Origin of the sequence: Nonomuraea sp. B5E05, from assembly GCF_039880665.1 — a bacterium.
In the GTDB taxonomy this organism is placed as follows: domain Bacteria; phylum Actinomycetota; class Actinomycetes; order Streptosporangiales; family Streptosporangiaceae; genus Nonomuraea.
Genome location: NZ_JBDPMJ010000009.1, coordinates 111981 through 135145, shown reverse-complemented (window position 1 = coordinate 135145; position 23165 = coordinate 111981). Strand labels below are relative to the sequence as shown.

The following is a 23165-nucleotide window of genomic DNA, read 5'->3' as shown; positions in this document are numbered from 1 at the left end:
GGGGGCATATGAAGACCAGACGCAGGCCGTACATCGAGCAACGTCCGCAGGACCTCGGCGGCGGGGTGTGGAGCGTGCCGGTGCCGATCCCCGGCAACCCGCTCGGCTACACGCTCGTCTACGCCGTCGAGTCACCCGCGGGGCCGGTGCTGGTCGATGCCGGGTGGAACCACCCGGAGGCGTGGGAGGCGCTGAGCGGCGGCCTGGCCGCGCTCGGCATGGACGTGGCCTCCGTGCACGGGGTGGTCGTCACCCATTTCCACCCCGACCACGCCGGGCTCGCCGGGCAGGTCAGGGAGGCGTCCGGGGCGTGGATCGCCATGCACGAGGACGACGCGGCGCTGGTCAGGCTCATGATCGAGTACGCGGGCGACGCGCACGACGCGTTCCAGTCCGACATGCTCAGGCGGGCGGGGGCCGATCCCGGCGAGGCGCGCGAGGCGATGGGCGGCCGTCCCGCGCCGCCGGCGCCGCCCGATCGCGAGCTGCGCGACGGCGACCTGGTGGACCTGCCTGGACGCCGGCTGCGGGCCGTGCACACGCCCGGCCACACCCCCGGCCACATCTGCCTGCACCTGGAGGACGCGGATCGGCTCTTCACCGGTGACCACGTCCTTCCCGGCATCACCCCGCACGTCGGCATCTATCCCTACGACCGGGACGACATCGATCCGCTCGGTGATTTCCTGCAATCATTGGACCGGGTGGCCGGGTTCGGGCCGCTGGACGCGCTGCCAGCACATGAATGGACATTTCCGGATGTGGCCGCGCGGGCGGCCGAGATCCGCGACCATCACGAGGAGAAGCTCCAACGGCTGCGCGCCCTCCTGGCCGAGCGGCCGGAGCCGCTGACCATCTGGGAGGTCGCCGCGATGATGACCTGGAACAGGCCGTGGGACGAGCTGTCCCCCATGCTGAGAGGCATGGCGGCCGGTGAGGCCGCGGCCCACCTGCGCGCCCTCGAGGTGCAGGGCCACGTGCGCCGCCACGCCGGTGTCGAGCCGGTCCGCTTCCAGGCCCTAGACTCCTAGACATCCGATGTCTAGGGAGAGAAGCGTGGCGGTCACCGACGCGGCCATCGACAAGATCAAGCAGATGATCGTCTCCGGCGAGCTCGCCCCCGGCGACCGGCTGCCCAAGGAGGCCGACCTCGCCGAACGGCTCGGCCTGTCACGCAACTCGCTGCGCGAGGCCGTGCGCGCGCTGTCGCTGATCAACGTGCTCGACGTGCGCCAGGGCGACGGCACCTACGTCACCAGCCTGGAGCCGCGCCTGCTGCTCGACACCATGTCGTTCGTGCTCGACCTGCACCGCGACGACACGGTGCTGCAGTTCTTCGAGGTCCGCCGCATCCTCGAGCCGGCCGCGACGGCGATGGCGACCGAGCTGATGACCGACCGGGACATCACCGAGCTGCGCGAGATCCTCGACGCGCTGCCCGCCGAGCCCACGGTCGAGGAGCTGGTGGCCAACGACCTGAAGTTCCACCAGCGCATCGCCAGGGGGTCGGGCAACAGCGTGCTCTGCTCGTTCATCGAGAGCCTGTCAGGTCCGACCACCCGGGCGCGGATCTGGCGCGGGCTCACGCAGGAGGGCGCGATGGAGAAGACCAGGGAGCAGCACGCCGCGATCTACGACGCCATCGCCGCCCGCCGGCCCGACGTCGCCCGCTCCTGGGCCACCGTGCACGTGGCCGGGGTGGAGTCGTGGCTGCGCCGGGCCCTGGAGCTCGACTGATCGCCGGGCGGCACGCCGCCGATTCCCGGCGCTAGGAGAGCCGCGCCTTCAGGACGTTGAAGGACACCGGCGGCAGGACCGCGGTGAGCCGGTCGCCGTCGATCGCCGCCCCGTCGATGATCCTCGGCTCGACCCGGTGCGGGTCCCTCTCGGTGTTGCGCGCGCCCGTGTCGTCGTCGGCGACCGTGACGTGCGAGAGGTCCGACGCCTGCGGCAGGCCGCGCAGGTCGATCTCCACCGGCAGCGGCCGGTCGCCGCGGTTGACCGCGAAGACGGCGAGCCGGTCGTCGTCCAGCGTCGCCGCGGTGGCCAGCACGGGCACCTCTCCATACCGCTCGGTCGGCATGACCGGCGCCGTGGCCTGCACGCGCAGGATGCGGCCGCAGGCATGGGCGGCGGTCAACGCGAACGGGTGGAAGATCGTCTGCCGCCACGCGGGCCCGCCCGGCTCGGTGCGGATGGGGGCGATCACGTTGGCGAGCTGGGCCTGGCAGGCGATGCCGACCCGGTCGGCATGGTTGAGCAGGGTGATAAGCAGGCTGCCTACGACGGCCGCGCCGGCCACGTCGTACTCCTCCTCGATGATGCGCGGCGCGTGCTCCCAGTCCAGGCTGCTCTCGCCGCCGAACAGGCTCTGCGACCAGACGTTCCACTCGTCGAAGGAGACCTTGAGCCGCTTGCGGCTGCCGAGCTTGGCGGCCACGTGGTCGGCAGTGGCGATCACGCCCTCGATCTGCTGCTCCATCTCCACGGCCGAGGCCAGGAAGTCGGCCCGGCTGCCGCCCACCGGGTCGTAGTAGGAGTGCGCGGAGATGTAGTCGACCTGGTCGTAGCAGTGCTCCAGGACCGTGGCCTCCCACGAGCCGAACGTCGCGATCCGCATGTTCGAGCTGCCGCAGGCGACGAGTTCCAGGCCGGGGTCCACCCGGCGCATGGCCTTGGCCGCCTCGAACGCGAGCCTGCCGTACTCGTCGGCGGTCTTGCCCCCGATCTGCCAGGGCCCGTCCATCTCGTTGCCCAGGCACCAGACCCTGATGCCGTACGGCTCCGGCACGCCGTGCTTGATCCGCAGGTCGGACCACCGGGTGCCACCGGGGAAATTGGCGTACTCGACGAGGTCGCGCGCCTCCCGGATGCCTCTGGTGCCCAGGTTGACCGCCATCACCGGCTCGGCGTCCACCTCGCGCATCCAGGTCATGAACTCGTCCAGCCCGAAGGCGTTCGTCTCGATCTGCCGCCAGGCCAGGTCGAGCCTTGTGGGCCGCTCGGAGGCGGGCCCGACGCCGTCCTCCCATTCGTAGTTGGAGACGAAGTTGCCGCCCGGGTAGCGCACGGTGGTGACGCCCATCTCCCTGGTCAGCTCGATGACGTCGCGGCGCAGCCCGTCGTCGCCCGCCCGCGGGTGCCCGGGCTCGAACACGCCCGTGTACACGCAGCGCCCCATGTGCTCGACGAACGAGCCGAACAGTCGTCTTTCGACCGGGCCGACCTCGAACGCCGGGTCCAGGGTGAGCTTGGCGGATTCCATGGGCAGTCCTCCTTCTCGGGGCTCTGCCCATCTATACATCGTTGTATTCAACGTTGTAAACAGGTTTTACACTTACACGTCATGGAGAAACCCCGTGTCGGTCTCAAGGACGTGGCCAGGCTGGCCGGAGTCTCGGTGAAGACCGTCTCGAACGTCGTCAACGGCTACGTGCACGTCACCTCCGCCACCAGGAGCCGGGTCGAGGCGGCCATCAAGGAGCTCAACTACCGTCCCAACCTGTCGGCCAGAAACCTGCGGCAGGGCCGCACCGGGATCATCGCCCTGGCCGTGCCCGAGCTGGACATCCCCTACTTCGCGGAGCTGGCCAGGTTGGTGGTGACCGCGGCGGGGGAACACGGGCTGACCGTGCTGATCGACCAGACGGGCGCGTCCCGCGAGCGCGAACAGCTCGTCGCCGAGGGGTTCCGCGCCCACCTGATCGACGGCCTGATCTTCAGCCCGCTCGCGCTGACGCCCGAGGACCTGGCCGCCCGCATGGACGACACGCCCATGGTCCTGCTGGGCGAGCGCGTCTACGACGGGCCCGCCGACCACGTCGTGGTGGACAACGTGGCGGCGGCCAAGGAGGCCACCCTTCACCTGGCCGCGACCGGCAGGCGGCGCATCGCGGCGATCGGCGCCCAGGACGACCCCGCGGCGGAGACGTCACGGCTGCGGCTGGCGGGCTATCTCGAGGCACTCGCCGAGGCCGGCATGCCCGCCGACGACCGGCTCGTCCAGCACGTCGAGACCTACCACCGCGCCGACGGCGCGCGCGCGATGGCCCGGCTGCTCGACTCGGGCCAGGCGCCGGACGCGGTCTTCTGCTTCAACGACCTGCTGGCCCTCGGCGCCCTGCGCACGCTGCTGGAGCGCGGCCACGCCGTGCCCGGCGAGGTGGCGCTGGCGGGCTTCGACGACATCGAGGACGGCAGGTACGCCACCCCGACCATCACCACGATCTCCCCCGACAAACAGGCGATCGCCCGCCAGGCGGTCGATCTGCTGGCCGCCCGCATGGCCAAGGGCTCGCCGGCCGAGGCTCGGGAGGTCCGGGTGGCGTACGAGCTGATGATCAGAGAGAGCACGGGCGGGTAGGACCCTGCTGTGTCCGACAAACTCGCGAGATATCGGAGCAAGCGCGACGACAAACGCACCCCCGAACCCATCCCCGCCGAAGCCCCGGCCCCTGGAGCCGACCGGGCGTTCGTCATCCAGGAGCACCACGCGCGGTCGCTCCACTGGGACCTGCGGCTGGAACGCGACGGCGTGCTGGTCTCCTGGGCCGTGCCCAAGGGCCTGCCCGCCGACCCCGCCACCAACCACCTGGCCGTGCACACCGAGGACCACCCGATGGAATACCTCACCTTCCACGGCGAGATCCCCAAGGGCGAGTACGGCGGCGGCACCATGACCATCTGGGACACCGGCACGTACGACACGGAGAAGTGGTCGGAGCGCGAGGTCAAGGTCGTCCTGCACGGCACGCGGGCCTCCGGCCGGTTCGTGCTGTTCCAGACCCGGGGCGACAACTGGATGATCCACCGCATGGACCCCCCGGTCCGCGACCCGTTCCCCGACGTCGAGCCCATGCTGCCCACCGAACGCGCCAGACCGCCGCGCGACGCCTCCGCCTACGCCTACGAGTTCGCGTGGGGCGGGCGCCGGCTCCTGGTGCCCGTCGAGGGCGGCCGCACCACGGCATCCCGCGAGCACCCGTGGCTGCGCGAGCTGGCGGAGTCGTTCGGCAGCCGCACGGCCCTGCTCGACGGCGAGCTCGCCACCCTCGGGGGCGCCGAGATCCTGGTCTTCTACGACCTCCTCTACGACGACGGGCAGTCGCTGGTGGACCAGCCCTACACGGCCCGCAGGACCGCGCTGGAGGCGCTCGACCTCGCGGGCGCCCACTGGCAGACCGCGCCGTCCTGGCCGGGCGAGGCGGGGCCGGTGCGGCAGGCGGCCCGCGAACAGGGGTTGCCGGGGGTGGTGGCCAAGCGACTGGACGCACCGTACGAACCGGGGCCGTCCAAGTCCTGGCTCTTCATCCCCTCCTGACCACCCGATCCACCGCCGCCGGCATGGCCGCGACGCCCACGTCCGTGGCGACCGATCCACCACGAGGCCGGCGTCCAAACCACCATGGCTACAGCGACCAAACCACCACGTATCCCGCGACCAAACCACCATGGGACCCGCGACCAAACCACCACTGAGGGCCCGCTCACGTGCCATGCTGAAGCCATGGTGAATACTCCTCTCGGCCGGATGGTGTCCCGTCATGCCGAAGCAGCCGTGGCGGAAGCCCTGGCGGACACCCGTGTGGTCCTGATCAACGGTGCGCGCCAGTCCGGGAAGAGCACACTGGTGAAACAGGTCGCCAAAGGACCATCGGCGGAGTGGCGAGATCTGGATCGAGAGTTCGTGCGCCAAGCGGCGGTCAGCGATCCGGAGGGTTTCGTCGACTTCCCGGGGCTCATGGTCATCGATGAGGTTCAACGCGTGCCGCACCTGCTGCTGTCCATCAAGGCGCAGGTCGACGCCGATCCCAGACCCGGCCGCTACTTGCTGACGGGCTCCGCTCGCGTACTCGGCCTGCGGACGTTGCCGGACACCCTTGTGGGGCGCATGGAGACCATCGAACTCTGGCCTTTCTCACAGGGGGAGATCGACGGCACTCCTGACCGCTTCATCGACGCGGTCTTCGCACAAGGCACCGACCTGCGTCACACGTCCGAGGTCACGCGCGCGGACTATGCGGACCGCATCGTTCGAGGAGGCTTCCCCGAAGCGGTCACCCGCACGAACGTCCGGAGGCGGCAACGCTTCTTCGATTCCTACGTGGGAGATCTGGTCGCCCGTGACGTGAGTGAGCTCTCGGAAATCGAGCGGGTGCCCGACATGCATGCGCTGATTCGCCTGCTCGCCGCACGATCCGGGCAACTGCTCGCACGTCAGTCGGTCGGCGGCGAGCTGGGATTGCCCGCGAGCACGGCATCCAGATACCTCAGCCTGCTCGAAGAGGTCTATTTGATCAAACGTGTTCCCGCCTGGTCCCGCAATCTCAGCAGCCGCGCCGTCAACGCTTCGAAGATCGCTTTCGTGGACTCCGGCATCGCGGCGAACCTGCTCGGCATCGACGCACGCGGGCTTGTTCGTCCCAACGGCCTTTTCGGCCCGTTGCTCGAGGGATTCGTTCTGATGGAGCTGGCACGCCAGCTGACGTGGTCGGACACCCCAGCCGACCTCTACCACTACCGGACCAAGGACGGAGTCGAAGTGGACGCCGTGCTGGAGAACCGGCGTGGTGAGGCGGTGGGCATCGAGGTCAAGGCCGCCTCGACCGTCCGGGCCGACGACTTCAGAGGGCTGCGGCACCTCGCCGATCGGCTCGGCGGCGACCTGATCGCGGGGATCGTCCTGCACACCGGCACGCAGACGCTGTCCTTCGGTGACCGGATGCGCGCGATCCCCGTGAGCGCCCTGTGGGAGGCCGGGTGAGCGGCCGGGGTCAGCCCGGCAGCAGCCCTTCCGCCTTGAGATCGTCCCAGAGCATGCCGGGGACCGGCCGGGACCAGAGGGCGGCGTTCGTGTGGACCTCTTCGGGGGCGCGGGCGCCCACGACGATCGACGCGACGGCCGGGTGGCGCAGCGGGAAGGCCATGGCCGCCTGGGGCAGCGTGACGCCGTGCCGCTCGCAGACGGCGGCGATGCTCCTGGCCCGCGCCACCAGCTCGGCCGGCGCCGGCTGGTAGTCGTAGGTGCCCGACGGCTCGTGCGTCGCCAGGATGCCGCTGTTGAACACCCCGGCCGCCAGCACTCTGACGCCGCGCTCGACGCATTCCTCAAGCAGCGGAAGGCCCGACTGGTCGAGCAGGGTGTAGCGGCCCGCGAGCATGACGACGTCGATGCCGGTCTCCCGGACGAAGCGCAGCGGCGCCTGCCACTGGTTCATCCCGACGCCGATCGCCTTCACCACGCCCTGGTCGCGCAACTCGGCCAGCGCAGGGTACGCCTGCACGATCGCCTGATCGACGTGGTCGTCCGGGTCGTGGATGAACACGATGTCGACGGCCGGCAGCCCGAGTCGGTCGAGAGACTCCTCCAGCGACCTGCGTACGCCGTCGCCCGAGAAGTCCCACACCCGCTCGATCGCGGCCGGCACGTCGAAACCCTCGCCGTCATGCCCGCCCCGCGACGACGTGGGCACCAGCAGGCGGCCGACCTTCGTGGAGAGCACGTGGCCCGAGCGCCCGGCCAGCGCCGCGCCCATGCGGCGCTCCGACAGGCCCAGCCCGTAGTGGGGCGCGGTGTCGAACAGGCGCACGCCCCGCTCCCACGCGGCGTCCACCGTGGCGCGGGCCTGCTCGTCGGCTACCGACTCGTAGAGGTTGCCCAGGGGCGCCCCGCCGAGCCCGTGGCGCGGCAGCTCCATCATGTTCAATCTTGTGCCTTCCCGCCCGCTATTCTGCTGATCATCAGCGCGATGAGGATGATCGCGCCGTAGATGACCGGCTGCCAGAAGCCCGACACGCCGATCAGCGTGAGAATGTTCTGCACCAGGCCGATCACCAGCACGCCCGTGAGCGCGCCCAGGATGGTGCCCTTGCCGCCGTCCATGCTGACGCCGCCGATGACGGCCGCCGCGAACACCATGAAGATCCACCCGACGCCCTGGTTGTTGCCGATCGCCCCGAGACGTCCGGTCTCGAGTATCCCGGCCAGCGCCGCCAGCGTGCCGCCCAGGATGAACACGCCCCAGAGCACCCGGTCGACGCGGATGCCGGCCGCGCGGGCGGCGTCGGCGTTGCCGCCGATCGCGTAGAGCGCGCGGCCGACGCGGAGATAGCCGAGGGCGAAGATGCCGGCGGCGAACAGCGCGCCGGCGATCCAGATGGCCGCGGGCAGGCCCAGCCACAGCGCGCTGCCGAGATAGAGGATCGAGTCGGGCAGCTGGAACAGCGTCTTGCCCTCCGTCGGCCCCTGCAGGAAGCCGTGTACGACGATCAGCATGGCCAGCGTGACGATGAACGCCGACAGCTGGAACCTGATGATCAGAAAACCGTTGAACGCTCCGATGGCGGCGCCGACCAGCAGCGCCAGCGGGATGACCAGGGTCCCTGGCAGGCCGATGCCGAATCCCCCCGCCGACACCGGGATGATGAGCATCACGGCGATCGCGGGCGCGGTGCCGACCGTCGACTCCAGCGACAGGTCGAACTTGCCGGCGATGAGGATCATCGCCTCGGCCAGCACGAGCAGCGAGATCGCCGCCTGCTGCTGGAGCACGTTGGTCAGGTTGCCCGCCGTCAGGAAGGTCGGGTCGAGGAACGCGCCCACGACGAGCAGCAGCACGATCACCGGCACGAGCGTCAGGTCGCGGAACCGGGCCAGCCGCACCCGGGGGGCCGGCACAGTCAAACTGGTCACTCTTCCATGCCTTCCATCACGGCCACGAGCTCGTGGTCGGTCCAGCCACGCGGCATGTCCTTGACGACCCTGCCGTGGAACATCACCAGCACCCTGTCGCAGATGCGCAGGTCGTCGAGCTCGTCGGAGACGACCACGGCGCCCGCGCCCCGCTCGACGGCGTCCTCGACGGCGCCGAGCAGCGCCTGCTTGGCCTTGACGTCGACGCCCGCGGTCGGGTTGATCACCACCAGCACCGACGGGTCGTCCACGAGCGCCCGCGCGAACACCACCTTCTGGGCGTTGCCCCCGGACAGGTCGCCGACCGGCTGATCGGCTCCTTCCGTCTTGATGTGCAAACTTTCGATCATCTCCTCTGCCTTGGCCCGGCGGCGCGCCGGCGACACCAGGCCGTAGCGCCCCAGCTTGCGGGCGATCGGGAACGTGGCGTTCTCCCCCACGGACAGCCGCGGGACGAACCCTTCGCGATGGCGGTCCTGTGGCACCCAGCCGAGCCCGGCCCGCAGCGCGGCGGGCACGTCGCCCGGCCGGATCCGCCTGCCGTTGACCGTGACCGTGCCGGAATCGGCTTTGTGCAGCCCGACCAGCGTCTCGGCGAGGCCGACCTTGCCGCTGCTCGCGGAGCCTGCCAGGCCGACGACCTCACCGGATCTGACCGAGAGGTCGACGTCCTGGTAGCGGCCGGCGAGCGACAGGCCCGCACCCGACAGCACGACGGTGTCGCCGGGCGTGCGCGAGCGGGACGCGTACGCGACCGTGGTCTCCCCCGTCATCGCGGTGACCAGCTCGTCGTGCGGGAGGTCGGCGACCGGGCTGGTCACGATGTGGCGGGCGTCGCGGAACACCGTGACGCTCTGGCAGATCTCGTAGACCTCGTCGAGGTGGTGGGAGATGTACATCATCGTGACGCCCTGCTCGCGGAGGGAGCGCATGCGGGCGAACAACCGCTCGATGGCCGGCCCGTCCAGCCTCGCGGTCGGCTCGTCGAGGATGATGAACCTGGCCCCGAACGACAGCGCGCGGGCGATCTCGACGAGCTGGCGCTGCTCCACGGTGAGGTCCGCGGCCAGCGCCTGCGCGTCGACGTCCACCTCGTACGTGTCCAGCAGCTCGCGCGCCCTGCCCCGCAGCGCCCGCCACTTGATCACGCTGCCCCTGCCCGACTGGCGGTTGAGGAAGAGGTTCTCGGCGACCGACAGCGCCGGGATGATCGTCGAGTGCTGGTAGACGCAGGCGACGCGCCGCCGCCAGGCGTCGCGGTCGGCGAGGGGCGGGGCCGGCTCTCCCGAGAACAGCACTTCGCCCTGGTCGGGGCGAAGGAGTCCGGTGAGGATCGACACCAGGGTGGACTTGCCGGCGCCGTTCCTGCCGACGAGCGCGCGGGTCTCGCCCTCGGCGATCTCGATGCCCGCGCCGTCGAGCGCAGTGGTGGGGCCGAACCTCTTGACGATGTTCCTGGCTGCGACGTGATGGTTCATCAGCCGGCCTGGTTGCCCCAGAGACCCTTGTCGTCCACGTTCTCCTTGGTCACGAGCGGCGCGGGAAGCTGGTCCTCCAGGCCGTTCGGGAGCTGGATGATCGTGCTGCCGTGGTCGGTCGGGCCGGGTTTGAACGTCTTGCCGTCCGCCGCCGCCTTGGCGTAGAAGAGCGCGTACTTCGCGTACAGGTCGGCCGGCTGCGAGACGGTGGCGTCGATGTCCCCCTTGCGGATCGACTCGTACTCCTGCGGGATGCCGTCATTGGAGATCACGAAGATGTGCTTGGGGTCGCTCGGCGGCACGAGCAGCCCTTTCTGCTTGAGCACCTGCAACGTCGGGGCCAGGTGCACACCACCGGCGTGCATGTAGATCCCCTTGATGTCGGGGTTCTGCTCCAGACGGGTCTGCAACATGGACGCCGCCTTGCTGCCCTCCCACTCGGTCGGCTCGCTGAAGACCGTGATGCCGGGGAACTTGGCCTTCATGCACTGCAGGAACGCCTCCGACCTGTCCCGGCCGTTGATCGAGCTGAGCGCGCCCTGGAGTTGCACGACCTTGCCCTTGCCGCCGAGCTTCTCGCCGAGGAACTCGCACGCCTTGGTGCCGTACGCGCGGTTGTCGGCGCGTACGACCATGTAGACCTTGCCCTTGTCCGGCCGGGTGTCGACGGTCACGACGGGGATCTTCTTGTTCTCCAGTTGCTGGAGCGTGTTGGCGACCGCGCCGGTGTCCTGCGGGGCCATGACGATCACCTTGGCCCCCTGACCGATCAGCGCCTGCACGTTGTTGACCAGCTTCGCCACGTCGTTCTGCGAGTTGGTGGCGGGCATGAGGTCGACCTTGAGCTCGCCCGCCATCTGCGGAACGTACTTGATGTAGGAGTTCCAGAAGTCGGAGTCGGCGCGCGGGTGATCGATGCCGATCTTGGTGCCGCCGTTCCCTCCTCCCGCCGTGGTCCCTGATCCACACGCGGTGACGATCGTCAACAGGGCCGCCGCCGCGACCGCCGATCCGAGCTTCATGGGGGGGTGTCACCTTTCTCGATCAGTTGGGTCTGAGCCGCAACCCCTGCATGCCGCCGTCGACCGCGAGCACGGTGCCGGTGGTGGCGCTTGCCTGCGGGTCCGCGAGGTAGGCGATCGCCGCGGCGACCTCCTCCGGGGTGACCAGGCGGCCCATCGGCTGCCTGGCGTTCAGCGCCGCCCGCTCCGCCTCGGGATCGTCGGCCACGTCGAGCAGCCGGGCGACCCACGGTGTGTCGGCGGTGCCCGGGTTGACGCAGTTGACCCGGATGCCCTCGCGGATGTGGTCGGCGGCCATGGCGAGCGTCAGCGACTGCACGGCGCCTTTGGTCGCGCTGTAGAGCGCCCGGTTCGGCAGCCCCGCGGTGGCCGCGACCGAGCAGACGTTGACGATGGCGGCATGCTCGGACCTCCTGAGGTACGGCAGCGCCGCCCGTGCCACCCGGACCATGCCCAGCACGTTGATGTCGTACACCTTGTGCCACTCGGTGTCCGGGTTGTCCTCGATGGTGCCCTGAGCGCCGACGCCCGCGTTGTTGACCAGCACGTCGATGCCGCCCAGGCGCTCGGCCGCCTCCGCCACCGCGGACCTGACCACGGCGTCGTCCGTGACGTCCGCCTTGATCCCGATGTACGGCTCGCCCGGCGGGTTGAGGTCGAGGCAGGCGACCTTCATCCCGCGCCCGGTCAGCTCGGCGGCCGTGGCCAGGCCGATGCCGGAACCGCCGCCGGTCACGATCGCTTTCATCGTCACGACGCGTTCCTCCAGACCTCTCCGTCGGGGAAGGTGTGGGCGGCGATCGACGCCGCGTGCATCTCCGCGCTGAAGCCCGGCGCGGACGGGGCGACGTACCGGCCGTTCCTGATGACGACGGGGTCGACGAAGTGCTCGTGCAGGTGGTCGACGTACTCGATCACGCGGCCGTCCATGGAGCCGGTGACCGCCACGTAGTCGAACATCGACAGGTGCTGCACCAGCTCGCACAGCCCGACGCCGCCCGCGTGGGGGCACACCGGGACTCCGAACTTGGCCGCGAGCAGCAAGATCGCAAGGTTCTCGTTGACCCCGCCGACGCGGGCCGAGTCGATCTGCACGTAGGAGACGGCCTCGGCCTGCAGCAGCTGCTTGAACACGATGCGGTTCTGGACGTGCTCGCCGGTGGCCACCGGGATCGGCGCGATGCCCCGCGCGATGGCGGCGTGGCCGAGCACGTCGTCGGGGCTGGTCGGCTCCTCGACCCAGTGCGGGCCGAACTCGCGCAGCGCGTTGATCCACGCGATGCCGGAGCCGACGTCCCAGCGCTGGTTGGCGTCGATCGCTATCGGGTAGCCGGCCCCGCACACCTCGCGGGCCACCCTGAAGCGGCGCCGGTCGTCGTCGAGGTCGGCGCCGACCTTCAGCTTGATCTGCCCGAAGCCCTGGTCGATGGCCTCCTTGCAGAGCCTGCGCAGCTTCTCGTCGTCGTAGCCGAGCCAGCCGGGCGAGGTCGTGTACGCGGGGTAGCCGGCCTCGACCAGGTGGCTGATCCGCTCCGACTTCCCCTTTTCCGCCTTTTTCAGGATTTCGAGGGATTCGTCCTGGGTCAGTGCGTCGCTCAGGTAACGGAAGTCGATGAGGCCGACGATCTCCTCGGGCGACATCTCGGCCAGCAGCCGCCACAAGGGCTTGCCCGCCCGCTTGGCCTTGAGGTCCCACAGGGCGTTGACCACGGCGGAGATCGCCATGTGCATGACGCCCTTCTCCGGCCCCAGCCACCGCAGCTGCGAGTCGTTGACCATGTCGCGGTAGAGGGCGCCGAGGTCTTCGACGTCCTGGCCGACGACGTACGGCTCCAGCGCGGTGATGGCCGCGGTCTGGATGTCGTTGCCGCGCCCGATCGTGAACGCGAACCCGTGGCCCTCGTGCCCGTCGTCGGTCGTGAGGACGACGTAGGCGGCGGAGTAGTCGGGGTCGGGGTTCATCGCGTCCGAGCCGTCGAGCTCACGCGAGGTGGGGAAACGCACGTCGTGCGTCCTCATCCCGGTGATGCGGTAGCCGCTCATGCCTGGCCCACCGTCTGGCGCTGCCGGCCCAGCCCTTCGATCTCCAGCTCCATCACGTCACCGGCCCGGAGGTACGGCTGGCCCGGCATCCCCATCGCCACCCCGGCGGGCGTCCCCGTGTTGATCACGTCGCCCGGCTCCAGGACCATGAACTGGCTCAGGTAGCGCACCACCTCGGCCACATCGAAGATCATGTTCTTGGTGTCGCCGTCCTGGCGCAGCTCGCCGTTCACCCAGAGGCGCATGGGCAGCTGCTGCGGGTCGCCCACCTCGTCGGCCGTCACCAGCCAGGGACCGAACGGGTTGAACGTCTCGCACGACTTCCCCTTGTCCCACTGGCCACCGCGTTCGAGCTGGAACTCGCGCTCGGAGACGTCGTTGGAGATCGCGTAGCCGGCGATCACCGCTCGGGCCTCCTCCGCGCTGCCCAGATAGCGGGCCTCCTGGCCGATGACGATGGCCAGCTCCACCTCCCAGTCGGTCTTCACGCTCCCCCGCGGGATCAGCACCTCGTCATCAGGTCCGATCATGGTGCTGGAGGCCTTCATGAACACGACCGGCTCGGCCGGCACCTCAGCGCCGGACTCGGCGGCGTGGTCGCTGTAGTTCAGGCCGATGCAGACGATCTTGCCGGGGCGCGCGAGAGGGGCGCCGATCCGCAACCCCTCGGCGTCGACGACGGGCAGATCGCCGCGTTCGAGGGCCTCGCGGACGCGCGCCACTCCCCCGGAGGCGAGGAAGGCGCCGTCGATCTCGGGCTCCCCGAGGTCGCGCAGCTTCCCGGCGTCATCCAGCACCACCGGCCGCTCCTGGCCGGCAGGTCCTACTCGCAGCAGCTTCACACCGCATCCTTCATCTATACATCGGATGTCTCAACCCTGATGCTCGTGCGAGCGTGCTGAGCATGTCAAGGGGCACCGACCCGGATACATCCGATACGTGACTCGTGGAAGATTCCTGGGACAGGGTCATGGGCTGTGAAACGCGGTATCGCTCCGATGGCTACGTTCACATAGCCAGAATTTCACCGCCCCAAACATCGGAGGTAAAACGTGCACCATGGAAGGAAGACGGCGGGAGCATCCATCGAGCCTGCCAGGAACGATCTAAGGCTTCGACGGACAGGCCTCCTTGACGGCCGTACAGTGACGTAATAGAACACGTTTCAGTACAGCGTAACCAAGCGCTTGATCAAGAGGGTGATCCGGGTGCACATCGACCTCGTCGACAGGGACGTTTACGCGACCACCGGCCCTCCGCACGGCCAGCTGGCCTGGCTGCGCGCGAACTCGCCGATCCACTGGCACGACGGTGATCCCGGCTTCTGGGCCGTCACCACGTACGACGAGGTCGTCCACGTCTCACGGCACTCCGATCTCTTCTCCTCCTACCGGCGGCTGGCCCTGTTCGACGAGATGGCCGACGACCAGATCGCCCTCCAGCGGCACATGATGCTCAACCAGGACCCGCCCGAGCACACGAGGCGGCGTTCCCTGGTCAACCGGGGCTTCACCCCGCGCACGATCGGAGCCCTCGAGCAGCACATCCGCGACATCTGCGACGACCTGCTCGACAAGTGCTCCGGCGAGGTCGACTTCGTCACCGAAGTGGCCGCGCCCCTCCCCCTCTACGTGATCTGCGAGCTGCTCGGCGCGCCCGTGGCCGACCGCGACAAGGTCTTCAACTGGTCGAACCGCATGATCGGTGCCCAGGACCCTGACTACGCCGCCTCTCCAGAAGAGGGCTCCGCCGCCGCCATGGAGGTCTACGCCTACGCCAACCAGCTCGCGGCGCAACGCCGGGCCAACCCCAAGAACGACATCGTCACCAAGCTCATCCAGCCCGACGAGCAGGGCGAGACGCTCGACGAGAACGAATTCGACTTGTTCGTCCTCCTCCTGGTCGTGGCGGGCAACGAGACCACCCGCAACGCCGCCTCGGGCGGCATGCTCGCCCTCTTCGAGCACCCCGACCAGTGGGAGCGCCTGGTCGCCGACCCCGCCCTCGCCAGGACGGCCGCCGACGAGATCGTCCGCTGGGTCTCCCCGGTCAACCTCTTCCGCCGCACCTCGACGACCGACCAGGTGCTGGGCGGGCAGCAGATCAAGGCCGACGACAAGGTCGTGGTCTTCTACTCCTCCGCCAACCGCGACACCACGGTCTTCCCCGACGCCGAGGTCTTCGACATCGGCCGCGACCCGAACCCGCACATCGGCTTCGGCGGCGGTGGCGCCCACTTCTGCCTCGGCAACCACCTGGCCAAGCTGGAACTCCGCATCCTCTTCGAACAACTCGCCCGCCGCCGCCCCCGCCTCCGCCAGACCGGCCCGGCCCGCCGGCTGCGCTCGAACTTCATCAACGGCATCAAGGAACTCCCGGTAACCATCGGTTGACGCCCCGGCCATACATCCCTCGTCAGGACGCCCGCCGACGCAATCGTCCCCGCCGCGCCAGTTCGCACGGTCAAGGCGCCGCAGATGCGTTCGGCTCCGTTTCTCTAAGGTCAGTTCGCGCGAGCACCCGGCTTCGGGGCGCCCAGCATCAGGCCGGTTCGCCGAACAGGTCGTGAAGAGTCTGGGTCGTGGCAGCGCGGACGGCCCAGGCCTCGAGCTGCGCCACGTCAGTGCAGGTCACGATCCGGGCGCGGGTGTCGTCAGGGACGTCGAACCCGCGAGCGGTCAACACCAGCAGCACCATCCGCGCCGCCTCTTCCGCCTTGCCTTCCGCCTTGCCTTCCGCCTTGCCCTTGGCTTGGCCCTCTTGGAGGCCACGGCCGAAATGTTCGCGAGCGAAAGGACTGTAGACCGGCCAGGTGGTGGACGTCATGATCTCCTCCATGAGGCAGCGGATCTCGGGCGCGGCAATGCTGTAGGCGTATTCATAGTACTGCGGAGCGTGTTCGTCATGGGTGTCGGCGAGTGCTGTGGCGAATGCCTCGACGACTTTGCGGTCGTTGCCGTGGATCATGACGGACATGGCGGCGAGGTCGAGGTTGGCGGCGGCCTGCTGGGGATCGGTGATGGCCGGTATGCCGTCCGGCCCGAGCACCACGGGGAGCAGGCAGTAGCCGGTCAGCCCTGACTCGATGGGGCGCGCGTAGTGTGCGGCGGTCTTGTGGTCGGGACAGACGATCAGCACGGTGACGTCGCACCCCAGGAGCAACCAGGTGGCGGCGGCGTAGCGGGCGAGCTGCCGGGGATCTTTGGAGGTGCCCTGCTGGATTTCGACGATGATGGCGTGTGCGGGTTCGTTCGGTGGCCCCAGAGTGAAGATCAGATCGACTTCGATGTCGTCGGAGTTGCGCGTGTTGAAGGTCCGCTCCTCCTGCCGGATCAGCGGGGTGTCGGGCAGGCTCACACCCATGAGGTCGCGCAGAATCTCCACGGCGAGTTGCGGACGGTCGCCGAACATCTTGACCAGAGTGTCATGTCGGGGGGACGGCATGACACTAAGTGTTACATCACCAGCACGATAAGTGATGCTAATTCACGTGCTTTAGGCGCCTCCGCAGCTCGTACGGCCGCCCGCTCGCCGGTGTCGCGGCAACCAGCGGGCGCAGTCGAGAGCCGTGCGTTCCATGGTGGTGAGCCGGACGCCCTTGTGCGCGATGACGTCCGCGCCGGGAAGCGAAGTCAGGTAGGTGACGCAACCGGGGAGCGCCAGGTGGGCGGGAGCGGCCAGCTCGACGGGCCAGTCGGCTTCCGGAGCGGTCAGCACGCTCGCGCCCCAGATGTGGGCGGCCGTCCGGCGGCACACGACGGCCTGCGGCACCGCCCGAGTGATCCTGGCGGCCCGGACGATCAGGGAGGCGGTGCGGGATGGCTGCTGCATGCCGCCAAGGGTGCTCCACGGGCCCGGGGCGCCGACGTACCGAACCACGTTCTGTGGATGGCGCCGCTCTTCGGGCCCGCTACCCGGGCCGGCCCTGCCGCCACGCGCTTCGCCGTACGACGCAGCGCCTCGTTGGTGACGCGTCAGCGGGCCGCCGCGTGGTACTGGCTGATCAGCCAGGCGTCCTCGCGGTGCCGGACCACGACCGACAGGCGGATGGAAAGGTCTCGCCGGCGCGGGCGGTGAAGGTCACGTCCGCGAACCCCCCCACGAGTCCGTCGCCCAGCCGCTGCGCCTCCAGCACCTGCACGGTCGCCCGCGTTCCCTCCCCGGCGTCGCCGTAGTACTCGGCGATCTCGGCCCTGCCGGCCCGCAGCCGCGGACTGATGCCCTGGAACAGCGCGTCCTCGACGAACAGCGAGACCATCTCGGCCACCGACCGGCCGTCGAACGCGCGCCGCCACCGGTCCAGTGTCTCCCTGACGACGTCGTGCGCGGGGCTCGTGCCTGTGAGGCCGGTCACCGGCCGTCACCTCTCGTCCCCGCCTGGCCGGATGACGGACCTGCTCCGATTGAGAGTGGCATGGGACGACCCCTTCGCTGGATGATGCCTGACCGCGCCGACGTTAGGGCGTCACATCCATGTGAAGGTCAACCCCGGGAGACGAGCGAGCGGTCAGGGGTGCAGGGAGAGGCCCTTGAGCACCTTGTCCACGCCGTTCTTCGGCCCGTGGACCGCCACGCCCACCAGCGCCAGCTCCTCCGCCTCCACAGCGCGTACGGCCGCCCGGTTGTCGGCGTCGTGCCCGGTCTTGAACATCTCCTCGATGTAGACGGCCACGTCCATCTGCCGCGCCATCGCCTTCTCCCTGACGGCCCGCAGCTGCGTCAGATCAGCCGCGTAGATCAGCACCGGCTGCCGGATCATCGGCAGGTACGCGTTGCCCGACCCGTCCTCGTACGGCTCTCCCATGGTGTCCGGCACCCCGCCCGCGACCGCGCCGGACAGGAAGGCGGTGACGTTGAGCCTCTGCCACGCGGCCAGATCCGCGCGCACCACAATGCCGATCTTGGTATCGAATCGCATGGCTGAAGTCTCGACGTCACCGCCCGGCAGGTCTTGAACGCTCGTGCGCGACCTACGGCAGGAACATCGGCTGCCAGTCCGGCACCTCGTGGTAGCGCCGCAGCTCCGCGAGCCCCGACAGGAAGCCGCCCCACGCCGCGTACGGAGGCCGGCCCTCGTCGAACCCGCTCTGCACCAGCGTCAGCCGTGTCTTGCCGCCGGACCCCTCCAGTTCCCACGTGCCGACCCCCGCGTCGCCCCAGTCGACGGCGAGCTTGCGTCCGGGCTCGAGTTCGACGACCTTGGCCGGGTCGGGGTTGTCGGCCAGCCCGCCCATGGCGAAGCGCCCGCCGACGTACGGCTCGATCTCGATGGGATAGCCGAACCACCGCGTCACCGCCTCCGAGTCGGTCAGCGAGCCGAACACGTCGGCCGGCGAGGCGTCGATCGTGATCTGGGCCCGCATCTCCGAAGTGGTGAAGTCGACCCTGGGCGTGAGCTCGCGCCCTTCGAGGTGCTCGGCCAGGTTGGCGAGCGCGCAGCACCAGAACGTCTGCAGCACGCCCCTGACGCTCTTGCCCGTGATCACGTCCTGGAAGTCGAAGTGCGTCTGGGACACCGACACGATGGTCGCGTCGCCGTCCTCCTCGAGCGTGAACTCGGTGGTCGTCTCCTCGCCGTCGAGCAACCACGCGAACCGCAGGGTGCGCTCGTCGGCGTGCAGCGGCCGCTGGTGCGGCGCGTCCCCTTCGGGGATGGTGCGCCCCCAGAACCCGAAGGTGGCGGGCAGCGCCACCTCGGCGTGCTCGCCCAGCCAGACGCGGAGCGCGGCCGGGTCGGTGAGCGCGTGCCTGACCGTCTTGAGCGGCGCCTGGACGCGGACACGGATGATCATGGGCTCAGTCATCGTCTCGCTCTTCCTCTGGGTGGTCCGTGGTCTTGGGGTAGCAGGCGACGGCGATCTTGAAGGCGTCACCCTCCGCGCCGCCGTACCGGGTGAACAGGTCCTGCAGCATGGCCTGCAGCTCGGTCATGAACTGGTGCCGGTTCTCCTGGCGCACGTGGATCTCTCCCGACAGGCCGAGTGACGGCAGCTCGGGCGCGGTCCTGTCGAGCGCCGCGATGTCGGCCTGCACCTCTTCCATGAGGTCGAGCAGGTAGCCGAGGCTCAGCTCGTCACGAGCCTTGCGCAGCCCGATCCGGCCCACCAGGCGCGGCGACAGCCAGTACGACCGCGCGCCGGCCTGATAGATGCCCTCGCTGATCCCGCGGACCTTGCGCTCGGACACCAGGTCGACGAGACCGGCATCGACCAGCCGCTTGACGTGGTAGTAGACCCGCTGCGGCGTCTGGCCGAGCCGTTCGGCGACCTGAGAGCAGGTGCGCGGCTCGGCCAGTTGCCGCAGCACCTCCACGCGCTGCGGTTTGAGCAGTGCCTCGGCCTGCTCGATCTCTTCCAGGTACAGGATGTCTCTCATCGCAAAAACAATCCTTTACGTAAAAATCCATCTTGTCAATAGGGCGGGGAGAATGGAGACATGGCGCAGGACTGGTCGCGCTACTGGCGCTCACCCGACCGCCCGCTGGAGGCCATGCACGCCCACTTCGAACGGCACGTCTACCACCGGCACAGCCACGAGACCTACTCGTTCGGGGTCACGGAGAGCGGCGCGCAGTCGTTCACCTGCCGGGGTTCCGCGCACACCAGCGCGGCGGGCATGATCATGGCCTTCAACCCCGAGGACCCGCACGACGGCCACGCCACCGACGCCCTCGGGTTCACCTACCGGATCGTGCACATCGGCCCCGAGCTCGTCTCCGACACCCTGACGGACGCGACGGGCCGCCTGACGGGCCTGCCGCTCTTCACCGAGCCCGTGGTCGACGACCCCGGCCTGGCGGGCACGCTGCGCCTCCTGCACAGCGCCCTGCTGGGCGAGGCCCCGTCGCTGCGCCGCGACGAGCTGCTCACGACGGCGATCGCCCGGCTCGTACGCCGCGCCGCCACCCGCCCGATCCACTCTGCGGGCCCGGCGGGACGATCGGCGCGGGTGGCGCGACAGGCCAGGCAGCTCCTTCACGACCGCCTGATGGACGATCTGACCATCGACGACCTGGCCCGCGCCACCGGCGCCAGCCGCTACACGGTCTACCGTGCCTTCCACGCCGAGTACGGCCTGCCGCCGAGCGACTACCAGCGCCAGCTACGGCTCAGGACCGCCCGCGCGCTGATCGCCGGCGGCGTCCCCATCAGCGAGGCCGCCACCACGACGGGCTTCGCCGACCAGAGCCACCTGACCCGGTGGTTCACCCGCTACTTCGGCCTGACCCCAGGCACCTACCGCCGGGCCATCCACCCCGCAGGGCCCGGCGAGAACGGCGACCAGGGGTGAACGGTGAACCGGGCAAGAACAGCGGGCCGGGCCAGGAGGCGGCCACGCCGACGGTGACCGCGCGGACCGCGGTTTGGCGGTGCCGTAAAGGATGAAGATGGTTTACGGCCAGGAAGAGTCCTGATCGGGGTCGCCGCCGTCGGCGAGAAGGCGCAGGTCTGAGTCGACCATCATGGCGACGAGCTCGTCGAAGGACACCTTCGGCTCCCACCCCAGCTGCGTGCGCGCCTTCTTCGGGTCGGCGCAGAGCAGGTCGACCTCGGCCGGCCGGTGCAGCGCCTGGTCCGTCACGACGTGCCGCTCCCAGTCGAGCCCCGCGGCCGCGAACGCCGCCTCCGCCAGCTCCCTGACCGACTTCATCCGCCCGGTCCCGATCACGTAGTCCTCGGGGCCGGCGGCCCGCAGCATCAGGTGCATCGCCTTGACGTAGTCGCCGGCGAAGCCCCAGTCGCGCCGGGCCTCCAGGTTGCCGAGGCGCAGTTGCGTGGCCAGCCCCAGCTTGATCCTGGCCACCCCGAGCGACACCTTCCTGGTGACGAACTCGGCCCCCCGCCGCGGCGACTCGTGGTTGAACAGGATTCCGGACACCGCGAACATCCCGTACGACTCGCGGTAGTTCTGGGTGAGGAAGTGCCCGTACGCCTTCGCCACCCCGTACGGCGAGCGCGGGTGGAACGAGGTGCTCTCGGTCTGCGGGGTCTCGCTGACCTGGCCGAACATTTCGGAGGATGAAGCCTGATAAAAGCGGATCTGTCCGGAGGAGCCGGCACCCCCGCCGCCCCGCGACACGCCCGAGCACACGCGGATCGCCTCAAGCATCCGCAACACGCCCATCCCGGTCACCTCGGCCGTGAGCTCGGCCTGCTCCCACGACATGGGCACGAACGAGATCGCGCCCAGGTTGTAGACCTCGTCCGGCTGAACGCGTTCCACCGCGGAGATCAGCGAACCCTGGTCGAGCAGGTCGCCCCGCACCACGCGTACGTCGGCGAGCAGCTTACGCATCCTCGACACCCGCGGGTTCGCCTGTCCCCGGGCCAGCCCCCAGACCTCGTAGCCCTGCTCCAGCAGGTGCTCCGCCAAGTAGGAACCATCCTGGCCGGTGATGCCGGTGATCAGAGCGCGCCTGGCCAAGGGGTCCTCCAACGATCGCGTCCCGCGTCCCTTTGGGACGGGAATGTACAGCTAAGCGCCCCGATAGGGCATCAAGCCACCTAGAACGCGTTCCACCGAACCACGCTCGGTTACTGCAACTTCGCAGTTCGCACGGCCTGTGAGAGCCACTGTGAACAATTCTCGGCAACCTACCGAATGGTAGCCTTCTCGCACTAAGGTCATCTTTACGGTACACGCCCGTCTCTGGGCCATACCGGCGAGAAAGGGGTGTCCGTGCGGGAGCGAACGCTGCGGATCGCGCTGCTGTCCTACCGCAGCAAACCCACCTGCGGTGGCCAGGGCGTTTACCTCCGCCATCTGAGCCGTGAACTCGTCGCACTCGGGCACCACGTCGAGGTGTTCTCCGGCCAGCCCTACCCCGAGCTCGACGAGGGCGTCGTCCTGCGCGAGGTGCCCAGCCTCGACCTCTACCGCGACGAAGACCCGTTCAGAACGCCCAAGCTGCACGAATATCGCGACTGGATCGACTGGCTCGAGGTCGGAACCATGTGGACGGCCGGGTTCCCCGAGCCACTGACGTTCACCATGCGGGCCTACCGCGAGCTGAAGAAGCGGGTCGGCGACTTCGACGTCGTGCAGGACAACCAGACCCTCGGCTACGGCCTGCTCGGCATCCAGAAGTTGTTCCCCGTCGTCGGCACCATCCACCACCCGATCAGCGTCGACCGCCGCATCGAGCTCGAAGCCGCCCGCGGCACGAAGAAGCTGACCATGCGCCGGTGGTACGCGTTCGTCAAGATGCAGGCCCGCGTCGCTCCCCGGCTGAGCCCGATCCTGACCGTCAGCGAGTCGTCGCTGGCCGACATCCACCGCGACTTCAACGTCCCCCAGGCCAACATGCGCCTGATCCCCCTCGGCGTCGACACCCGCTATTTCCACCCCCGTCCCGGCAAACCCAAGCGCAAAGGGTCCATCGTGGCGGTCGCCAGCGCCGACTCTCCGATGAAGGGCGTCGCCACGCTGCTCAGAGCCGTGGCGAAGCTGGCCACCGAGCGCGACGTCAACCTCACCGTCGTCAGCCGGCCCACCCCCGGCGGCCCCACCGAGCAGCTCGTGCAGGAGCTGTCGCTGCAGGACCGCGTGCGTTTCGTGCACGGCATCTCCGACGACGAGCTGGGCGAGCTGATCGCCACCTCGGAGATCTCCGTCGTGCCCTCGCTCTATGAAGGCTTCTCGCTGCCCGCCGTCGAGCACATGGCCTGCGGCACGCCCCTGGTGGCCAGCCGTACGGGCGCGCTGCCCGAGGTCGTGGGCGACGCGGCCGTGCAGGTGCCGCCGGGCGACGCCGAGGAGCTGGCCGCGGTGCTGCGCCGCCTGCACGACTCCCCCGAGGAGCGCGAACGCGTCGGCAAAGCCGGATACGACCGCGTCATGGAGCGCTACACCTGGCACGTCGTGGCCAAGAGGACCGTCGAGGCCTACCGCGAGGCCATCGCGGCCCGCGCGAGCTGATCAACACTCGAT

Annotated in this window: 23 protein-coding genes; 8 read left to right on the top strand and 15 right to left on the bottom strand. The window is 69.3% G+C overall.

Annotated elements, in window-relative coordinates; all coding sequences use genetic code 11:
• The first annotated feature begins 8 nt into the window (after nt 1–8).
• Together ABGB01_RS18790 and ABGB01_RS18785 are read left to right on the top strand one after the other, a co-directional pair.
• The gene (locus tag ABGB01_RS18790) at nt 9–1031 is read left to right on the top strand and encodes an MBL fold metallo-hydrolase (RefSeq protein WP_347774743.1); all 1023 of its coding nucleotides are present in this window, start codon (nt 9–11) and stop codon (nt 1029–1031) included.
• A 25-nt stretch (nt 1032–1056) separates the two neighbouring features.
• Nucleotides 1057–1737: a FadR/GntR family transcriptional regulator gene (locus ABGB01_RS18785; protein WP_347774741.1), complete on the top strand. Its 681-nt coding sequence runs from the start codon at nt 1057–1059 to the stop codon at nt 1735–1737.
• 31 nt (nt 1738–1768) lie between these two features.
• On the opposite strand, the gene ABGB01_RS18780 is transcribed toward ABGB01_RS18785, so the two are convergent.
• Nucleotides 1769–3265 (bottom strand): alpha-N-arabinofuranosidase, encoded by a 1497-nt coding sequence (locus ABGB01_RS18780; protein ID WP_347774740.1) that lies wholly within the window; start codon nt 3263–3265, stop codon nt 1769–1771.
• Between the two features lie 81 nt (nt 3266–3346).
• Here ABGB01_RS18780 and ABGB01_RS18775 point away from each other — a divergent pair, with 81 nt between their 5' ends.
• The 3 genes from ABGB01_RS18775 to ABGB01_RS18765 all read left to right on the top strand — a co-directional run bounded on the left by ABGB01_RS18775 (nt 3347) and on the right by ABGB01_RS18765 (nt 6763).
• A complete protein-coding gene (locus ABGB01_RS18775; RefSeq protein WP_347774738.1) occupies nt 3347–4363 on the top strand; it encodes a LacI family DNA-binding transcriptional regulator in 1017 nt (338 codons plus the stop codon).
• Nucleotides 4364–4372: 9 nt separating this feature from the next.
• Nucleotides 4373–5320 carry a DNA polymerase ligase N-terminal domain-containing protein gene (locus ABGB01_RS18770; protein ID WP_347774737.1) on the top strand — a complete coding sequence of 316 codons (948 nt, stop codon included), beginning with the start codon at nt 4373–4375 and terminating at the stop codon, nt 5318–5320.
• 186 nt (nt 5321–5506) lie between these two features.
• On the top strand, nt 5507–6763 hold the full coding sequence (locus tag ABGB01_RS18765) for an ATP-binding protein (RefSeq protein ID WP_347774736.1): 1257 nt from the start codon (nt 5507–5509) through the stop codon (nt 6761–6763).
• A gap of 10 nt (nt 6764–6773) precedes the next feature.
• Here the strand turns inward: ABGB01_RS18765 and ABGB01_RS18760 are convergent, their stop codons facing one another.
• From ABGB01_RS18760 to ABGB01_RS18730, 7 genes are read right to left on the bottom strand one after another with little or no spacing between them, the layout of a single operon-like run.
• The gene (locus ABGB01_RS18760) at nt 6774–7700 is read right to left on the bottom strand and encodes an aldo/keto reductase (RefSeq protein ID WP_347774735.1); all 927 of its coding nucleotides are present in this window, start codon (nt 7698–7700) and stop codon (nt 6774–6776) included.
• 2 nt (nt 7701–7702) lie between these two features.
• A complete protein-coding gene (locus ABGB01_RS18755) occupies nt 7703–8677 on the bottom strand; it encodes an ABC transporter permease (RefSeq protein WP_347774979.1) in 975 nt (324 codons plus the stop codon).
• An 11-nt stretch (nt 8678–8688) separates the two neighbouring features.
• Entirely contained in the window at nt 8689–10170 is a 1482-nt protein-coding gene (locus ABGB01_RS18750; RefSeq protein ID WP_347774734.1) for a sugar ABC transporter ATP-binding protein, read from the bottom strand.
• Nucleotides 10170–11192 (bottom strand): sugar ABC transporter substrate-binding protein, encoded by a 1023-nt coding sequence (locus ABGB01_RS18745; RefSeq protein ID WP_347774732.1) that lies wholly within the window; start codon nt 11190–11192, stop codon nt 10170–10172. The genes ABGB01_RS18750 and ABGB01_RS18745 overlap by 1 nt, the downstream gene beginning before the upstream one ends.
• Before the next feature lie 22 nt (nt 11193–11214).
• On the bottom strand, nt 11215–11940 hold the full coding sequence (locus tag ABGB01_RS18740; RefSeq protein WP_347774977.1) for an SDR family oxidoreductase: 726 nt from the start codon (nt 11938–11940) through the stop codon (nt 11215–11217).
• 2 nt (nt 11941–11942) lie between these two features.
• Nucleotides 11943–13235 carry an enolase C-terminal domain-like protein gene (locus tag ABGB01_RS18735; protein ID WP_347774731.1) on the bottom strand — a complete coding sequence of 431 codons (1293 nt, stop codon included), beginning with the start codon at nt 13233–13235 and terminating at the stop codon, nt 11943–11945.
• Entirely contained in the window at nt 13232–14077 is an 846-nt protein-coding gene (locus ABGB01_RS18730; RefSeq protein ID WP_347774730.1) for a fumarylacetoacetate hydrolase family protein, read from the bottom strand. Before ABGB01_RS18730 ends, ABGB01_RS18735 begins: the two co-directional genes overlap by 4 nt.
• A 366-nt stretch (nt 14078–14443) precedes the next feature.
• Between ABGB01_RS18730 and ABGB01_RS18725 the strand changes: the two genes are divergently transcribed.
• On the top strand, nt 14444–15628 hold the full coding sequence (locus ABGB01_RS18725; RefSeq protein WP_347774729.1) for a cytochrome P450: 1185 nt from the start codon (nt 14444–14446) through the stop codon (nt 15626–15628).
• Between the two features lie 148 nt (nt 15629–15776).
• Here the strand turns inward: ABGB01_RS18725 and ABGB01_RS18720 are convergent, their stop codons facing one another.
• The 6 genes from ABGB01_RS18720 to ABGB01_RS18695 form a co-directional block, all read right to left on the bottom strand.
• Complete coding sequence (locus tag ABGB01_RS18720; RefSeq protein WP_347774728.1) at nt 15777–16592, bottom strand: hypothetical protein; 816 nt, start codon at nt 16590–16592, stop codon at nt 15777–15779.
• Between the two features lie 138 nt (nt 16593–16730).
• Nucleotides 16731–17066: a hypothetical protein gene (locus ABGB01_RS18715; protein ID WP_347774727.1), complete on the bottom strand. Its 336-nt coding sequence runs from the start codon at nt 17064–17066 to the stop codon at nt 16731–16733.
• Between the two features lie 172 nt (nt 17067–17238).
• The gene (locus tag ABGB01_RS18710) at nt 17239–17589 is read right to left on the bottom strand and encodes a nuclear transport factor 2 family protein (protein WP_347774726.1); all 351 of its coding nucleotides are present in this window, start codon (nt 17587–17589) and stop codon (nt 17239–17241) included.
• A gap of 153 nt (nt 17590–17742) precedes the next feature.
• Nucleotides 17743–18153 carry a DUF2000 domain-containing protein gene (locus tag ABGB01_RS18705; RefSeq protein WP_347774725.1) on the bottom strand — a complete coding sequence of 137 codons (411 nt, stop codon included), beginning with the start codon at nt 18151–18153 and terminating at the stop codon, nt 17743–17745.
• Nucleotides 18154–18205: 52 nt separating this feature from the next.
• Nucleotides 18206–19039, bottom strand: a complete 834-nt coding sequence (locus ABGB01_RS18700) for an SRPBCC domain-containing protein (protein WP_347774724.1) — start codon at nt 19037–19039, stop codon at nt 18206–18208.
• The gene (locus ABGB01_RS18695; protein WP_347774722.1) at nt 19032–19610 is read right to left on the bottom strand and encodes a helix-turn-helix domain-containing protein; all 579 of its coding nucleotides are present in this window, start codon (nt 19608–19610) and stop codon (nt 19032–19034) included. The genes ABGB01_RS18700 and ABGB01_RS18695 overlap by 8 nt, the downstream gene beginning before the upstream one ends.
• Before the next feature lie 60 nt (nt 19611–19670).
• Here ABGB01_RS18695 and ABGB01_RS18690 point away from each other — a divergent pair, with 60 nt between their 5' ends.
• Nucleotides 19671–20525, top strand: coding sequence for an AraC family transcriptional regulator (locus ABGB01_RS18690; RefSeq protein ID WP_347774721.1), 855 nt, complete (start codon nt 19671–19673; stop codon nt 20523–20525).
• A 102-nt stretch (nt 20526–20627) separates the two neighbouring features.
• Here ABGB01_RS18690 and ABGB01_RS18685 read toward each other — a convergent pair whose 3' ends face one another.
• On the bottom strand, nt 20628–21659 hold the full coding sequence (locus ABGB01_RS18685) for a GDP-mannose 4,6-dehydratase (RefSeq protein ID WP_347774720.1): 1032 nt from the start codon (nt 21657–21659) through the stop codon (nt 20628–20630).
• 249 nt (nt 21660–21908) lie between these two features.
• Between ABGB01_RS18685 and ABGB01_RS18680 the strand changes: the two genes are divergently transcribed.
• The gene (locus tag ABGB01_RS18680) at nt 21909–23153 is read left to right on the top strand and encodes a glycosyltransferase family 4 protein (RefSeq protein WP_347774719.1); all 1245 of its coding nucleotides are present in this window, start codon (nt 21909–21911) and stop codon (nt 23151–23153) included.
• Nucleotides 23154–23165 lie beyond the last annotated feature (12 nt).

Bases quoted from the DNA above. Each gene is read 5' to 3' on its own strand.
- ABGB01_RS18790 (WP_347774743.1), top strand. From the start codon at position 9: ATGAAGACCAGACGCAGGCCGTACATCGAGCAACGTCCGCAGGACCTC.
- ABGB01_RS18780 (WP_347774740.1), bottom strand. From the start codon at position 3,265: ATGGAATCCGCCAAGCTCACCCTGGACCCGGCGTTCGAGGTCGGCCCG.
- ABGB01_RS18775 (WP_347774738.1), top strand. From the start codon at position 3,347: ATGGAGAAACCCCGTGTCGGTCTCAAGGACGTGGCCAGGCTGGCCGGA.
- ABGB01_RS18765 (WP_347774736.1), top strand. From the start codon at position 5,507: ATGGTGAATACTCCTCTCGGCCGGATGGTGTCCCGTCATGCCGAAGCA.
- ABGB01_RS18760 (WP_347774735.1), bottom strand. From the start codon at position 7,700: ATGATGGAGCTGCCGCGCCACGGGCTCGGCGGGGCGCCCCTGGGCAAC.
- ABGB01_RS18750 (WP_347774734.1), bottom strand. From the start codon at position 10,170: ATGAACCATCACGTCGCAGCCAGGAACATCGTCAAGAGGTTCGGCCCC.
- ABGB01_RS18745 (WP_347774732.1), bottom strand. From the start codon at position 11,192: ATGAAGCTCGGATCGGCGGTCGCGGCGGCGGCCCTGTTGACGATCGTC.
- ABGB01_RS18740 (WP_347774977.1), bottom strand. From the start codon at position 11,940: ATGAAAGCGATCGTGACCGGCGGCGGTTCCGGCATCGGCCTGGCCACG.
- ABGB01_RS18735 (WP_347774731.1), bottom strand. From the start codon at position 13,235: ATGAGCGGCTACCGCATCACCGGGATGAGGACGCACGACGTGCGTTTC.
- ABGB01_RS18715 (WP_347774727.1), bottom strand. From the start codon at position 17,066: ATGCAGCAGCCATCCCGCACCGCCTCCCTGATCGTCCGGGCCGCCAGG.
- ABGB01_RS18705 (WP_347774725.1), bottom strand. From the start codon at position 18,153: ATGCGATTCGATACCAAGATCGGCATTGTGGTGCGCGCGGATCTGGCC.
- ABGB01_RS18700 (WP_347774724.1), bottom strand. From the start codon at position 19,039: ATGACTGAGCCCATGATCATCCGTGTCCGCGTCCAGGCGCCGCTCAAG.
- ABGB01_RS18695 (WP_347774722.1), bottom strand. From the start codon at position 19,610: ATGAGAGACATCCTGTACCTGGAAGAGATCGAGCAGGCCGAGGCACTG.
- ABGB01_RS18690 (WP_347774721.1), top strand. From the start codon at position 19,671: ATGGCGCAGGACTGGTCGCGCTACTGGCGCTCACCCGACCGCCCGCTG.